Here is a 13,814-nt window from a genome sequence, read left to right on the forward strand (position 1 = left end):
GTACTGACAGTATGCTAATTGCCAGCTATAATCCATCAGGCATGGGTGACAACCTAATTGTATTAACTAATCAATCAACTAACTTTAATGTTAATCATGCAGGTGATGTTGTTCAGTTTATCGGTGATAATGACGAATTGATTGGTTATAATTTTATTAATATTAGCCAATCATTAGACTTATCAAATGTTTCTGGGCAGGTCTTTCTTTCTAGTGAACAAGTTGAAAAACTAAATACATTGATTAAAAAAGCAGGATTTACTCAAGAATTGGTTATAGATGATGAACCTAAATTTGTTGTTGGTTATGTTGAAAAAGCAGAGCCACACCCAGATTCTGATCACCTTCAAGTAACAACGACCGTTGTTGATAATGATGAACGTGTTCAAATTGTTTCAGGGTCGCCGAACATGCAACAAGGAATTAAGGTTGTAGTCGCTAAGGTTGGGGCAATGATGCCTTCAGGGCTTATCATTTGGCCAGGTGAATTACGAGGAGTTTCATCAGATGGTATGATCGTTTCTGGCCGGGAACTACGATTGCCAAATGCGCCACAGGTTCCAGGTGCTTTAATTTTGCCAGATGATTTTGCACCAGTTGGTACACCATTTGACGTCAACTCTACGGCAGCTCAATCACTGTTTAAATAAAAGGGTGGTGATTTAATGGCTTTGCAGCGACCAATTGTTTTATACACAAATTTAATGCATACCTATGACCAACAGGTTGCAGAATTGTTGGCTGCCAAGACAGAATATATTTCTTTGGCAACTGATGATGACGATTATTTGGAAAAGATACCGGATAGACAACCGGTGATAGTAGAAATTTTAAAACCGCACAAGTTATCAACTTCAAAAAAACAGATAGCCTCAAAAACTAAAAAGGTTGTAAACAAAGTATCAAAGGTTAATAAGACTAAATCTATTAAAACTGGATTGGGACTCAGCCTAGATGATATTCTTTTAGAAGAGGATAGTTCAGCCGCTAAAGATCACAATGGCTACTTTATGGGTCACTAACCTTTAAAAAACATTTGCTGAAATTATATCAGCAGATGTTTTTTTCTGATAAGATAGATTTAATAGAATTTAACGAACGATATTTACGTTAGAATGGATGAGAAAAATGGACAAAAATCCAAATTATTATTTTATTGGTATTAAGGGCTCAGGAATGAGTGCATTGGCGTTAATTTTGCACGATCAAGGGTATCAAGTCTCTGGATCAGATATTGATGAATATACATTTACTCAGAAGCCCCTTGAGGAAGCTGAAATTCAAATTTATTCATTCGATGCAGCTAATATTAAACCAGGAATGACCGTCATTCGAGGAAATTCATTTGAGGATGATCAAGTTGAAGTTGCTGCGGCATTAGCCATGGCAGATGAATTAACAATTTTAACTTACCCTGATATGGTTGAACAACTGATTACGCAATATACGTCAATTGGGGTTGCTGGTGCTCATGGTAAGACTTCTACGACGGGGTTGCTTTCACACGTGTTATCAGGAATTGCACCAACTTCATATTTAATTGGTGATGGTACTGGTAAGGGTGTGCCAAATGCACGATTCTTCATTTTTGAAGCTGATGAATATCGTCGCCATTTTAAAGATTACACGCCTGATTATGCAATCATGACAAATATTGATTTTGACCATCCGGATTATTATACGGGCATTGATGATGTACGCAGTGCGTTTGAAGACTTTGGTAACAATGTTAAAAAAGGAATCTTCGCATGGGGTGATGACGAACAACTTCGTAAAATTAAGGTATCTGTTCCAGTCTATTATTATGGTACAAATCCAGAAACTGATGACTTTTATGCAACTAACATTAAGCGCTCAACAAAGGGATCAAGTTTTGATGCCTACTACCATGACGAATTTTTAGGAAATTTCAAAGTGCCTTTGTTTGGTCAACACGGTGTTTTGAATACATTGGCAGTTGTTGCCGTTTCATATTTTGAAGAAATTGAAACACAATTAATTCAAGAGGAATTATTGACATTTCAAGGAGTTAAAAGGCGTTTCACGGAAAAACATATCGGGCCAGTGACAATCATTGATGACTATGCACATCATCCATCTGAAATTACGGCAACGATTGATGCGGCCCGTCAAAAATATCCTGATCGCAAATTAACAGCTGTCTTCCAACCTCACACATTCTCACGAACGATTGCCTATCAAGATGATTTTGCAAAAGCCCTTGATCTAGCTGATAATGTTTTCTTAACAGAAATATTTGCTTCAGCACGTGAAACTGCCGGAGCAATTAGTTCTGCTGACTTAGGAAAGAAAATTTCTAAGTTTGAAGGTATTGTTTCGCCAACTGAGGTTGCACCACTTTTGGCAGACGAAGATGGTGTATTTGTATTTATGGGGGCTGGTGATTTACAAATGACTGAATTTGCTTTTGAAACTTTGCTAGCTAACACGCAAACTAATTTACAATAAAAGTTAATTTTTATGCTAAATATTAATCTTAAAATAAGCTTTCTGTTATACTATTACTAATGGAAAGGTTCACCAAACCATTGTCATTTGACAACGTAGGAGGTAAATATGGATAATTTTCAAAAACAAGAACCACGGCTCGTAAATCCGGATGTTAGTGGTGTGAATAACTTTTTCAAAAAAGTCTATTCATATATGGCATTAGCATTGCTTGTAACAGCGGTGACAGCATACTTAGGAACAACATTCTTTGCTGGCCCAATTGTGCGAATTTTCAGTAGTCCAATTTCGTCATTGATTATTTTTGGTATCATGATGGGATTTGTTTGGCTATTTTCAAGCCGTGTATATAAAAATCCCGCACAAGCATTCGGTATGTTAATGGGGTTTGCGGTACTTAACGGATTCACGTTTACGGTTATTGGCTTAACTATAAACATTGGTATGATTGCAATAGCATTTCTTACAACTGCATTTCTATTTGCAGGAATGGCCGCATATGGTTATTTTACTAAGAAATCATTAGCATCATTGTCTTCAATCCTATTTGGATCATTAATTGCTTTGATTATCGGGGGTATTATCAATCTATTTTTCTTTAATAGTATGGTTTACTTCTTCATCTCAATTCTTGGGGTGCTTGTCTTTGCTGTCATGACAGCATATGATATGAATCGCTTGAAGGCAATGTACTTTGAGTTTGGCGAAAATGATGCGCAATTGACGCAGGGAATCGCTGTCTCAGGTGCGTTAAACTTGTATATGGACTTCATTAATATGTTCATTTACATTTTGCAATTGTTTACAGCATTCGGTTCACGTGACTAATCAATAACTCAAAAGCGTTACCTTGTAACAACAAGGTGGCGCTTTTTGTGTGTAAAGGGTGTCATCACTATTTGAACTCTGATAAACTGTTAGTAGAGAAAAAGGGTATTTTACCCAGAAACGAGATAATTATGGCAAAACCAACTTTACTTTTAATTGATGGTAATTCTTTGGCTTTTCGAGCATTTTATGCATTGATAAACCAAGTCGATCGTTTTGTTAACCATGAAGGTCTACATACGAATGCGTTAGTTGGATTTAATAACCTGCTAGATGGTATTATTGATCCTTTTAATCCTGACTTAGCACTAGTTGCATGGGATGCGGGTAAAACAACTTTTCGTACAGGAAAATTTGATAATTATAAAGGAAACCGTGACAATACCCCACAAGAGTTAGTAGAGCAATTTGAACCGTTGCGTAAAATGGTGGAACTACACGGTATTAAGTCTTATGAGCTTCCTGGTTTTGAAGCAGATGATATTATCGGTACAATGGCCCGTTTGGGTGAAGAAAATGGTTATTCTGTTACCATTGTGACTGGTGATCGTGATATGACCCAATTAGTATCAGACGATATAACTGTTTGGGTAACGAAAAAGGGAATTTCAGAAATTGATCACTATACACCAGCTATGATTGCAGAACTTTATGATGGTTTAGAGCCAAAACAAATTGTTGACATCAAAGGTTTACAAGGTGATACCAGTGATAATTATCCTGGCGTTGCTGGAATTGGTCCAAAAACGGCATTGAAACTCATAAAACAGTATCATTCAATTCCTGAGATGTATGAACAAATTGATGAAATGAAGGCGTCAAAGCAAAAGGAAAAGCTAGTTAATGGGAAGCAAGATGCAATGTTATCGCGCGACTTAGCTAAAATTTTAACCGATGCACCAGTGACAATTTCATTATCAGATTTGAACTACCATGGTCCAGATTATGAAAACATCATTCCTTTTTACCAGCATTTAGATTTTAAAGCGCAATTAGTAAAACTTGCTAATCAGGGTTATACTGTGCCAACGAGTGGTCATACAAAAGATGCAGAGTTTGACATTAATAACACAACTTTAGATGTATCAGCTATTACGCCAGCAAGTTTAGCTCATGTTTCTCAATTAAAAGACACGGTAAGTTTTTATCTTGAGTTAGATAATGAAAATTATCATATAGCAAATCCGATTGGTTTTGTGATTGGAAACCAAGCAGATGGTTATTTTGCTAGTCGGGACATTGACTTATTAACGCAAAATTCACCAGTTAAGCGGATTCTTGAAGACTCAACAATTCTTAAAAATGTTTTTAACGCAAAAGAACTATACGTTAGTTTAAAGCGACTAGGTATTGCACTGAAGGGTGTTTCTTTTGATTTATTGTTAGTATCTTATCTGCTAGATACTAATGATAACAATAATGACCTAGGTGCATTAGCACACGATAATGACTACTATGCTGTGATGACTGATGAAGAAGTCTATGGGAAAGGGGCTAAGTTTGCCATCCCCGCAGCCGATGCAGACTTTTTCGAACATCTTGGGCGCAAGGCGATGGCCATTAATCTACTGCGTGAGCCTCTATTAGACAGACTGTTAAGCCATGAGCAGACGAAACTATATGAAGATATTGAATTACCACTAACCAAAATTTTAGCGGATATGGAATCAACTGGCATTACTGTTGACTCGGAACAACTGCTGCAAATGCGTAGTAAATTAACTGAACGTTTGAGTGAGCTTGAACAAAAAATTTATCAACAAGCTGGGCATGAATTTAATATTCAATCTCCTAAGCAATTGGGTGTCGTTTTGTTTGAGGAAATGAAGTATACACCAATCAAGAAGACCAAGACGGGTTATTCAACCAGTGTTGAAGTACTAGAAAAAATGGGCGATGTACCAATCGTAGAATCAATCTTAGCTTATCGACAAGTTGCTAAGATTCAATCAACATACGTTGAAGGTCTTTTACGAGTTATTCATGGCTCTGATTCAAAGGTGCATACAAGATATTTACAAACGTTGACACAAACTGGTCGCTTATCTTCAGTTGATCCTAATTTGCAGAATATCCCTGTCCGAATTGAAGAAGGACGCCAAATTCGTAAGGCATTTGTGCCAAGTCATTCTGACTGGCAAATCCTGAGTGCTGATTATTCACAAATTGAACTACGTGTTTTAGCCCATATTACTGGTGACAAAAATCTACAAGCTGCGTTCATAAATGGTGAAGATATCCACGCAGCAACGGCACGTCGTATCTTTGGCATTAAGGATGATGAACCTGTTGAAGGTAATGTGCGTCGTCAAGCGAAGGCAGTTAATTTTGGCATTGTGTACGGTATCTCAGATTTTGGGCTTTCAAAAAATATTGGCGTATCACGCAAGGAAGCGAAAGCAATTATTGAAACCTATTTTGATCAATATCCAGATGTTAAAAAATGGTCTGATGATATTATTGCTTCCGCCCGAGAAACAGGTTATGTAGAAACGATTGCCCATCGTCGTCGCTATCTGCCAGATATCAAAGCCAAAAGATTTAATGCACGATCATTTGCGGAGCGTACAGCCATGAATTCGCCTATTCAAGGTTCAGCGGCTGATATTATTAAGATTGCGATGATCAAAGTTCAAGCTGCTATTGAACAGGCTGGTATGCAGGCACACATGCTACTACAGGTGCATGACGAATTGATTTTTGAAGCACCCGCAAGTGAAATGGCTGACTTAGAGAAACTCGTGACAAAAGTTATGGATAGCGCAGTCAAACTAGATGTACCTTTGTTAGTTTCTTCTCACGTTGGTGCGTCATGGTATGATGCAAAATAATATTAATTTAGAAGATGTTACTCATTTTTCCAGATGATTAACATCTTTTTTTAATAGTGTCGTGTGTGGTACAATCTAGGCAATTCTACAGACACAACCATTTATTTAAGTTACAATAGATAATTGAAAACGTTTCCAGAAACGTTGTATTTATTTTAGGGGGATATTATGACAGCAAAGTTAGAATGGCTAGATGATCCAACTGTGTTTAGAGTAGGTAAATTACCTGCACATAGTGACCATAAAGTCTACCGATCAGCAGCTGAAGTTGTGCAAGGTGAATCAAGTTTAATTAGTAGCTTAGATGGTACTTGGCGATTTCATTTTGCAAAAACACCAGCAGAACGATTAATTAATTTTGAAGAATTAAATTTTAATACTGAAAATTTTGATGATATTCAAGTTCCAGGGCATATAGAATTACAAAATTTTGGTCAGATACAGTATATTAATACCTTATACCCGTGGGAAGGTAAAACTTATCGGCGACCACCTTATGCACTGGGTGCAGATAAAACATATCCAGGTATTTTTAGTGAGGCAAGTGATAACACGGTTGGCCAGTATGTTAAAACCTTTACGCTGCCTGATAATTTCAATAGCCATGATGTTCATATTCAATTTGATGGTGTCGAAGAAGCCATGTATGTCTGGTTAAATGGTCAATTTGTCGGTTATTCTGAGGATAGTTTTTCGCGGGCTGAGTTTGATTTAACCCCATATTTGGTAAATGGTGAAAACAAGCTGGCTGTTGAAGTGTTCAAGTATAGTACGGCTGCTTTCATTGAAGATCAGGATATGTTCCGTTTTTCAGGTATTTTCCGAAGTGTTAATTTAGTCGCAATTCCACAAGTTAATGTGGTTGATGTTCACCTCAAGCCAGTTGTTTCAGATGATTTGCGTTCGGGAAATTTGGCAATTGCGTTAACTTTAGCAGGGGAATTATCTGATACAACTGCACAGATTATTGTTAATAATCCAAGAGGAGAGGCAGTCCTCGAACGAACGGTGACTGCTGAACAAACCATTCAGATTAATGAATCAATAGAAAATATTGCGCTTTGGTCTCACAAGCAACCCGATTTATATGAACTAACTGTTACAATTTTTGATTCAGATAAACAAGTTATTGCTGTTGTGCCATATGCCTTTGGATTCCGTCGCTTAGTTAAGGATGCAAATAACCATGTGACAATCAATGGCGTACCGTTGCATTTAAATGGTGTTAACCGTCATGAATGGAGTGCAGTAGGCGGTCGCAGTGTTACCCTTGATGAAATGAAAACAGATATTGAAATATTCAAAGAAAATAATATCAATGCTGTTAGAACATCACACTACCCAAATCAAATTCCATGGTATGGCATGTGTGATGAAGCGGGTATTTACATGATGGCTGAGACTAATTTGGAATCTCATGGTACCTGGCAGAAAATGGGCGCAGTCGAGCCATCATATAATGTGCCAGGTTCGATTCCACAGTGGTTAGATGTTGTTTTAGATCGCGCGAAGTCAAATTTTGAGCAATTTAAGAATCATCCATCTATTCTATTCTGGTCATTAGGAAATGAATCATATACTGGTGATAACCTTGTTGCAATGGATGAATACTTTAAATCTGTAGATGATTCAAGACTAACCCACTATGAAGGTATATTCCAAAATCGAGTGGATGAAGATCGTATGTCAGATGTTGAGAGTCGTATGTATGCATCACCCGCTGATATCCAAGAATATCTATCAAATAACCCTAAAAAGCCATATCTAAATTGCGAGTATATGCACAGTATGGGAAATTCAGTCGGTGGTTTTGATGAGTATGTTCATTTGTATGATGAATTTGACACCTACTTGGGTGGTTTTATCTGGGATTACATCGACCAGGCTTTATATGTTACGGATGAAGTAACAGGTAAACAAGTACTTCGCTATGGTGGCGATTTTGATGAGCGACATTCAGATTATGAATTTTCCGGTGATGGGATTGTCTTTGCAAATCGTCAACCTAAGCCAGCAATACAGGAGGTAAGCTATTATTATGGACGCTACGATAACTAATCAGTTGCAAATCGTGTATGGTGATGGATCATTAGGTGTACGAGGCAAAAATTTCCATTACCTTTTCAGTTATGAAAAGGGTGGTCTTGAATCATTAAATGTTAGTGGGAAAGAATGGTTATACCGGGTACCAAAATTAACTTTCTGGCGAGCAACAACAGATAATGATCGTGGTAGTCATTTTTCGACAAAGTCAGCAACTTGGTTTGGTGCAGATATGTTTACTGAGGCTACTTCAGTGACCGTGAATGTTGATGGTGAAGAACTTGGATTACCGATTGCGCCTGAGAATAATCGTTTTTCAGCTAATGAATATGCGAGCTCGGTGTCGTTAACCTATACGTTTTTAACGGCTACAACGCCACAAACAACAGTGAAGGTTATTTACACGGTTGTCGCAAATGGACAAATAAATATGCAAGTTGACTATACTGGATTAGCAGGCTTGCCTGAGCTTCCAACATTAGGCTTGCGATTTGTTATGCCAACTGTTGCAGATGGTTATAGTTACGCAGGATTATCAGGAGAGACCTATCCTGATCGGATGGCTGGTGGCCAAATTGGCACGTATGAAGTTGATGGCTTGCCATTAACACCCTACATCGTACCTCAAGAAATGGGCATGCACATGCAGAACTCAAGTCTGACAGTTAGTCGTTCAACAAGTTTAAACAACGCTGATGCTTCAACAGAAACTGGACTATTAACGTTTAAGCAATTAACTGACTCATTTGCCTTTTCAGCATTACCATATACTGCTATTGAAATAGAAAATGCCACTCATATTGAAGAATTACCAGCTCCTAGAAGGACTGTGGTAACAATTTATGGTGAGGTACGCGGTGTTGGTGGGATTGATAGTTGGGGAACAGATGTGCAGCCACCATATCATATTTCTGCTGAAACTGATCACACGTTTGACTTTACAATTCAACCAACAAAATAACAAAAAGATAGTTCAACGTAAAATTTAATTCTTTTAGATATACGCAAAGGTCATTGATCTAACCATTTGGTAGATTAATGACCTTTTCATGTTTTAATGGTGATTTTTGTATTTAATTTTTTAAAAGTTCTAACAATCATACCTGAATTCTGATAGAATATTAACTTGTGTTCATTAAGGAAAGAGGTATAAACGATTGGCATATTTTAAATGGCTTTATAGAGAAATTACATCGATTAATACAGCAGGTAGTATTATGCTTGCCTTTATTTTCGGTGTGCAATTAGCATTATTTTTGAGTAATCCAATCACCTTACTATCTGTGATTACTTTATTAGCGACTTTAATTGGTTCATCATGCACGGTGTACATGATGATTGGTAAGCCCATTAATGGTTTATTAGGATTGATTAGTGCACTTGGCTATATTTATATTAATTGGCAAGCAGGCCATTATGCATCTGTCCTTGATCAATTCGTGTTTATTTTATTAATTGATCTTCCTTTGATTGTCACTTGGAAAACATGGGGACATCGCATCGTTGGTGGTGTAAAATTCTTGCGTCTGCGGGGATGGCTCATCACGATAATTTTGATGTTGTTATTGTGGTGGCCAGTTATTTGGATTTACACACAATTAGGAGATACTAATCCAATTTGGGATGCTATTGTCTTAATTATTGGTGCAACCGCCTCATTATACGTTTTCTTTGGTTACGGAGATTCGTATACTCTTTGGCTAATGTCTGATGCAGTAAACATTATTTTATGGATATCGGCTCTCTTTGCAGGTTATTCAGCAAGTTCATTACCTATGTTGCTGACAATGGCCTTCTATCTAGCAACGGCATTATATGGACGTTTTTGGTCAATTTGGAGTGGTAAAAAGTTAATTGAAGTTAAAGACTAGTCGGATATTTGTTGAAAATAAAATTGACTGGTACAATATAGGTACAGGTAACTAGATTGTTGCCGGTATTTTTACTACATTGAGTGTCTATCGGTTTGGTAGGCACTTTTTTGTATGATATCTCTTTTAGGCAACTTTAATTTTTAAATACTATAATCTCTAACCGTAGGTAGTGGGACACTGCCTATATTTTTACTACAAGTGCACCTATTCTTTTCCTTAGGGTTAAAGATAGGTGTATTTTTGTGTAAAAAAGCGTCTACTCCTTGGCTGTGAGTAGACGCCGGTGTAATTAGAATTGGGACTCTATTACACAACTAATAGTAACACCAGAAGTGTTAGTTTTCAATACTAAAAGACAAAGTCTTGGTTATTCAAAATTTTGCAGAAAATAAAGCATAATATTATATATGGGGATAGTCCATTAGTGAGTACTACAAACTAAAAAGGCCACCTAATCTGTCTATGTTTGAAGTCGGTAGATTGGGCGCCTGAAATGTGTTTTAAAGACTGTTACGGTCAGTCTCAACCCATCTTTTGTTCCACTAGTAATTATCCATAGAAGAGATAATACCTGAAATGATTGCACTGAGGAAGAAAATATAAATTAGTACAAATAAAATGCTAATAATGAAATTAACTAACCCAGCTCTATTCCAAGTAGCTTGAACTGCTTTAAATGTTTCAATATCTTTATAGTCATTTTTTTGCCACGCCCATTCATTACCTTTGAAACCGACGACAAATATCCATACTATATTGAATAGCGGTATTAAGCAGAGCAGGGGAAGATATGTTTTATTTCCAATCCCCCACATAACGTTAAACATAAATGCGCCCCAATTCCATCCCTTAACTTCTTGTGGGACGTTCTTGCCATTCTCATCCATAAAACTGCTCCCATTAAAGCTTTTAACGTGAATCCTTCCTGCACGTATGTATTCTTTTTATTTTCGTAAATATAATTTACAACAAGATGATTTGTAATTATTTGAATTCGCTTTCATTGTATATAAAAGAGCAGAATATCGCAATTATTTAGTACTGAACATGATATGTCATAAGGATAGCTACAAGTATGCTATTCATTATTTATCATGTAATTTGCAATAAGAACAAACGGCGGAATAGTTTAATGGTAAAACTATATACAAAAAACACCTTTGATTAGGTGTTTGGTTTCCCGTTATGTTACAATTTAACTATAAACTTATATGAGGTTTATGAAATAATATAGTGGGGGTAAATCTATGAAAAAAAGTAAAAGTAAAAATAAACAGAGTCTTTTAGAAAAAATCATGTTAGTTATTACTATATTTCAATTTATTTCTAGTCTGTATGGTAAATTAAAAAGGCACTCACAACGCAAACAACATAAATAGTTTAAAGGAGAATATAATGAGCACAATTCTAAAAGTTCTATTATCAACCTTTTTAATAATCAGTGGCCTGGCTGTTTTTACAACTATTTTTCTTTCAAAGCAAATCGATCATGCTGGTGATTACTTACAAGATAAGATTTATAACGACTAACTTAGTATGAGTCATATTTAAAATCATTTTAAATTATGAGGAGGAAATCATTATGATTTGGTCAATAATCGTAGGTGCCATTATTGGTGCAATCGCAGGAGCAATCACGAACCGTGGCGAGTCAATGGGGTGGATTGCTAACATATTTGCAGGTTTGATTGGATCGGCTATTGGACAAGGTATTTTGGGAAGCTGGGGACCAAGTCTGGCCGGAATGGCTATCATTCCATCAATTATCGGTGCGATTATCTTAGTTTTGATCGTTTCAGCGATTTTTGGGGTTAGAGGAAATAAGTAAAATCGCCTCATTAATATCTTGTAATTTTGACTAAGTTAATTGATGCTGAAAAAACTAGTCTAAAATAGTAAAAAGAAGTCACTAAATAAAACCGTCTTCATTAAAAGTGAGACGGTTTTATTTTATTACTAACATTTTTAATTCAAACTAACAACTGAATTACAGTTAAGGAACAAACTTCTATACTTTATGGCTTACATCAGATAACCAGTTTATATGATGTAAGGATTTTATATAGCGTGGTTTTATTCTGCACATAATAGGCACCAACAAGTGCCTTTTTTAAACTTCGATCCCTTTGTTTGCTAGATTCTTAACGCACTCAAGAAGATAGACATTATTGTGTTCAGGAAAAATAGGCGAGGTTAAATCTACAGCATGTAATGAATCATATGGTGGTACTTTAGTGCCTCGATATAATGGATCTAGCCAAAGTTCATTAGGTTTGTATCCTCGGCGTTGCATTTCATGCATAACTTTTTCATGGTACTGAAAGAGCTTGTAAGGCGAGTGTGTGAACACATAGTTAACTGTTTGGTGTTTCTTGCCCCAGCCACCACCCCGAAGCGCACAGCATTCTCTATGTTGGCCAAGCAATTGTTGTCTAGGTAATTTAGGTATCAATGTTTCGTGCCAAAGTCTCATTAGCTTGCCTTTCGAGGGATATACGTATGGCCACCAGCAGGGTGTTTTTTACTATTAGTTGATGAGAGTAGTCTGTTTAGCTTTCCAAACTTCTAGCTTTATGCCGACCCAGAAACTATAAATTCCAATCGTTATTATAATTAGGAATAACCACTTAATCCAATTTCCAAATAGTCCAAAGGCGGATCCAGTAAATCGCATACGATGACCATCAATGACGGTGTGGTTAATTTTCCATCCATAGACCATAACTAATGACCAAGGATATAAAATTCCGAAAGATAATACAGTGACTAAGAAACCTAAAATTGTCCAACCAATTAATGCTAATAAACCGCCATCAAAGAATGATGACCTACCAAATTTTCTTTCTGGTCCCATATCAATACCTCATATTTAAAATTACAAAATTTTTTCTGCAAGCAAGCGTTGAACATCTGATAAATCTTCACTTTTTTAAATTGTAAAACTTCTGAAGGTGCAGCTTGATCAGAAATCCTAATTTTTATTACTCTATCCAAGTCAAAATGCCCGGCTGTTTCAGTAGCAAACTTAGAAATTGAACGATAAATGATTGATTTGTACGCATGCCCATTATCCCACCTAATAATCCTAATAAGCTTTTAACGTGAATCATTATTGCACGTATTGAATTATATATATGCTAGCGATATTCAATATATTCGTTTTAACTTCTCACTGATTATATTAATTATTATTACAAAATAAGGAAAATGAAATATATTCTAAAACATTATAAATTTTATGGATTTTCCTGATATTAAATAACAATTGTTTTAATCCAAATTGTTCTTTAATAACACCGAAAATAGATAAAGGTACTGAATATTTTATTTTATAATATATACATTAAGTATCTTAATTATAACACTAAAAAGGAATTGCTCCTATGTCAATAAATGGCACATCTTTTTCTAAACACTCGTTCTAATTCTGTCGGAATTAAACCAACTGATGTAATTTGAGGTTCGGATTACCAAGTCCTCAAAATTGGAAAAAGTTGTTTGAAAGGTAAACTCTCTCTTCAACAATGAGTGAAAAGCTTCAATTGGCCCATTATCATAAGGATAACCTTGTTTTGAGTATGAGTGGCTAATCTGATGCCGTTCAAGTAAAGTTTCAACTTCGTTGATGGTGTACTGTGAACCCATGTCAGAGTGAAAATATTGTGGCTTTTGATGACATTCAAGCGCCTGATTAATCGTTTCTACAACTAACGTCGCCTCCATCTGACGACCAATCTTGAAAGCAAGGACTTGATGAACCTTTGGTTCG

General features: G+C 36.2%; 15 protein-coding genes. 10 read left to right on the plus strand and 5 right to left on the minus strand.

Annotation, left to right across the window (positions count from 1 at the left end; all coding sequences use genetic code 11):
* The first annotated feature begins 11 nt into the window (after nt 1-11).
* The 8 genes from ytpR to pnuC all read left to right on the plus strand — a co-directional run bounded on the left by ytpR (nt 12) and on the right by pnuC (nt 10,042).
* Nucleotides 12-650, plus strand: coding sequence for a YtpR family tRNA-binding protein (gene ytpR, locus HMPREF0877_RS00490; RefSeq protein WP_002827087.1), 639 nt, complete (start codon nt 12-14; stop codon nt 648-650).
* 15 nt (nt 651-665) lie between these two features.
* Nucleotides 666-1,022 carry a hypothetical protein gene (locus tag HMPREF0877_RS00495; protein ID WP_002827088.1) on the plus strand — a complete coding sequence of 119 codons (357 nt, stop codon included), beginning with the start codon at nt 666-668 and terminating at the stop codon, nt 1,020-1,022.
* 106 nt (nt 1,023-1,128) lie between these two features.
* Entirely contained in the window at nt 1,129-2,469 is a 1,341-nt protein-coding gene (gene murC, locus HMPREF0877_RS00500) for a UDP-N-acetylmuramate--L-alanine ligase (protein WP_040760084.1), read from the plus strand.
* Between the two features lie 108 nt (nt 2,470-2,577).
* Nucleotides 2,578-3,297 (plus strand): Bax inhibitor-1/YccA family protein, encoded by a 720-nt coding sequence (locus HMPREF0877_RS00505; RefSeq protein ID WP_002827090.1) that lies wholly within the window; start codon nt 2,578-2,580, stop codon nt 3,295-3,297.
* Between the two features lie 131 nt (nt 3,298-3,428).
* Nucleotides 3,429-6,128 carry a DNA polymerase I gene (gene polA / locus HMPREF0877_RS00510; RefSeq protein WP_040760087.1) on the plus strand — a complete coding sequence of 900 codons (2,700 nt, stop codon included), beginning with the start codon at nt 3,429-3,431 and terminating at the stop codon, nt 6,126-6,128.
* 168 nt (nt 6,129-6,296) lie between these two features.
* Nucleotides 6,297-8,186, plus strand: coding sequence for a glycoside hydrolase family 2 TIM barrel-domain containing protein (locus HMPREF0877_RS00515; protein WP_002827092.1), 1,890 nt, complete (start codon nt 6,297-6,299; stop codon nt 8,184-8,186).
* A complete protein-coding gene (locus tag HMPREF0877_RS00520; protein WP_002827093.1) occupies nt 8,167-9,132 on the plus strand; it encodes a beta-galactosidase small subunit in 966 nt (321 codons plus the stop codon). Before HMPREF0877_RS00515 ends, HMPREF0877_RS00520 begins: the two co-directional genes overlap by 20 nt.
* A 256-nt stretch (nt 9,133-9,388) precedes the next feature.
* Nucleotides 9,389-10,042 (plus strand): nicotinamide riboside transporter PnuC, encoded by a 654-nt coding sequence (gene pnuC, locus HMPREF0877_RS00525; RefSeq protein WP_081443719.1) that lies wholly within the window; start codon nt 9,389-9,391, stop codon nt 10,040-10,042.
* Between the two features lie 545 nt (nt 10,043-10,587).
* On the opposite strand, the gene HMPREF0877_RS00530 is transcribed toward pnuC, so the two are convergent.
* Complete coding sequence (locus tag HMPREF0877_RS00530) at nt 10,588-10,932, minus strand: hypothetical protein (protein ID WP_002827097.1); 345 nt, start codon at nt 10,930-10,932, stop codon at nt 10,588-10,590.
* 508 nt (nt 10,933-11,440) lie between these two features.
* Between HMPREF0877_RS00530 and HMPREF0877_RS10410 the strand changes: the two genes are divergently transcribed.
* Together HMPREF0877_RS10410 and HMPREF0877_RS00535 are read left to right on the plus strand one after the other, a co-directional pair.
* Nucleotides 11,441-11,575, plus strand: coding sequence for a hypothetical protein (locus HMPREF0877_RS10410; protein ID WP_002827100.1), 135 nt, complete (start codon nt 11,441-11,443; stop codon nt 11,573-11,575).
* 52 nt (nt 11,576-11,627) lie between these two features.
* Entirely contained in the window at nt 11,628-11,873 is a 246-nt protein-coding gene (locus HMPREF0877_RS00535) for a GlsB/YeaQ/YmgE family stress response membrane protein (protein ID WP_002827102.1), read from the plus strand.
* Between the two features lie 282 nt (nt 11,874-12,155).
* On the opposite strand, the gene HMPREF0877_RS00540 is transcribed toward HMPREF0877_RS00535, so the two are convergent.
* From HMPREF0877_RS00540 to HMPREF0877_RS00550, 4 genes are all read right to left on the minus strand, one after another.
* The gene (locus tag HMPREF0877_RS00540; RefSeq protein ID WP_002827103.1) at nt 12,156-12,518 is read right to left on the minus strand and encodes a TIGR02328 family protein; all 363 of its coding nucleotides are present in this window, start codon (nt 12,516-12,518) and stop codon (nt 12,156-12,158) included.
* Between the two features lie 54 nt (nt 12,519-12,572).
* Nucleotides 12,573-12,899 carry a YjgN family protein gene (locus HMPREF0877_RS00545; protein ID WP_002827106.1) on the minus strand — a complete coding sequence of 109 codons (327 nt, stop codon included), beginning with the start codon at nt 12,897-12,899 and terminating at the stop codon, nt 12,573-12,575.
* The gene (locus tag HMPREF0877_RS10480; RefSeq protein ID WP_081443703.1) at nt 12,845-13,135 is read right to left on the minus strand and encodes a PH domain-containing protein; all 291 of its coding nucleotides are present in this window, start codon (nt 13,133-13,135) and stop codon (nt 12,845-12,847) included. Before HMPREF0877_RS10480 ends, HMPREF0877_RS00545 begins: the two co-directional genes overlap by 55 nt.
* A 318-nt stretch (nt 13,136-13,453) precedes the next feature.
* On the minus strand, nt 13,454-13,814 hold a 361-nt coding region (locus tag HMPREF0877_RS00550; RefSeq protein ID WP_002827110.1), incomplete at its 5' end, for an IS3 family transposase.

Origin of the sequence: Weissella paramesenteroides ATCC 33313 (genome assembly GCF_000160575.1) — a bacterium.
Classification (GTDB): Bacteria; Bacillota; Bacilli; order Lactobacillales; family Lactobacillaceae; genus Weissella; species Weissella paramesenteroides.

Bases quoted from the DNA above. Each gene is read 5' to 3' on its own strand.
- murC (WP_040760084.1), top strand. From the start codon at position 1,129: ATGGACAAAAATCCAAATTATTATTTTATTGGTATTAAGGGCTCAGGA.
- HMPREF0877_RS00530 (WP_002827097.1), bottom strand. From the start codon at position 10,932: ATGGATGAGAATGGCAAGAACGTCCCACAAGAAGTTAAGGGATGGAAT.
- ytpR (WP_002827087.1), top strand. From the start codon at position 12: ATGCTAATTGCCAGCTATAATCCATCAGGCATGGGTGACAACCTAATT.
- HMPREF0877_RS00515 (WP_002827092.1), top strand. From the start codon at position 6,297: ATGACAGCAAAGTTAGAATGGCTAGATGATCCAACTGTGTTTAGAGTA.
- HMPREF0877_RS00505 (WP_002827090.1), top strand. From the start codon at position 2,578: ATGGATAATTTTCAAAAACAAGAACCACGGCTCGTAAATCCGGATGTT.
- HMPREF0877_RS10410 (WP_002827100.1), top strand. From the start codon at position 11,441: ATGAGCACAATTCTAAAAGTTCTATTATCAACCTTTTTAATAATCAGT.
- HMPREF0877_RS00540 (WP_002827103.1), bottom strand. From the start codon at position 12,518: ATGAGACTTTGGCACGAAACATTGATACCTAAATTACCTAGACAACAA.
- HMPREF0877_RS00545 (WP_002827106.1), bottom strand. From the start codon at position 12,899: ATGGGACCAGAAAGAAAATTTGGTAGGTCATCATTCTTTGATGGCGGT.
- polA (WP_040760087.1), top strand. From the start codon at position 3,429: ATGGCAAAACCAACTTTACTTTTAATTGATGGTAATTCTTTGGCTTTT.
- HMPREF0877_RS00520 (WP_002827093.1), top strand. From the start codon at position 8,167: ATGGACGCTACGATAACTAATCAGTTGCAAATCGTGTATGGTGATGGA.
- HMPREF0877_RS00495 (WP_002827088.1), top strand. From the start codon at position 666: ATGGCTTTGCAGCGACCAATTGTTTTATACACAAATTTAATGCATACC.
- HMPREF0877_RS00535 (WP_002827102.1), top strand. From the start codon at position 11,628: ATGATTTGGTCAATAATCGTAGGTGCCATTATTGGTGCAATCGCAGGA.
- pnuC (WP_081443719.1), top strand. From the start codon at position 9,389: ATGCTTGCCTTTATTTTCGGTGTGCAATTAGCATTATTTTTGAGTAAT.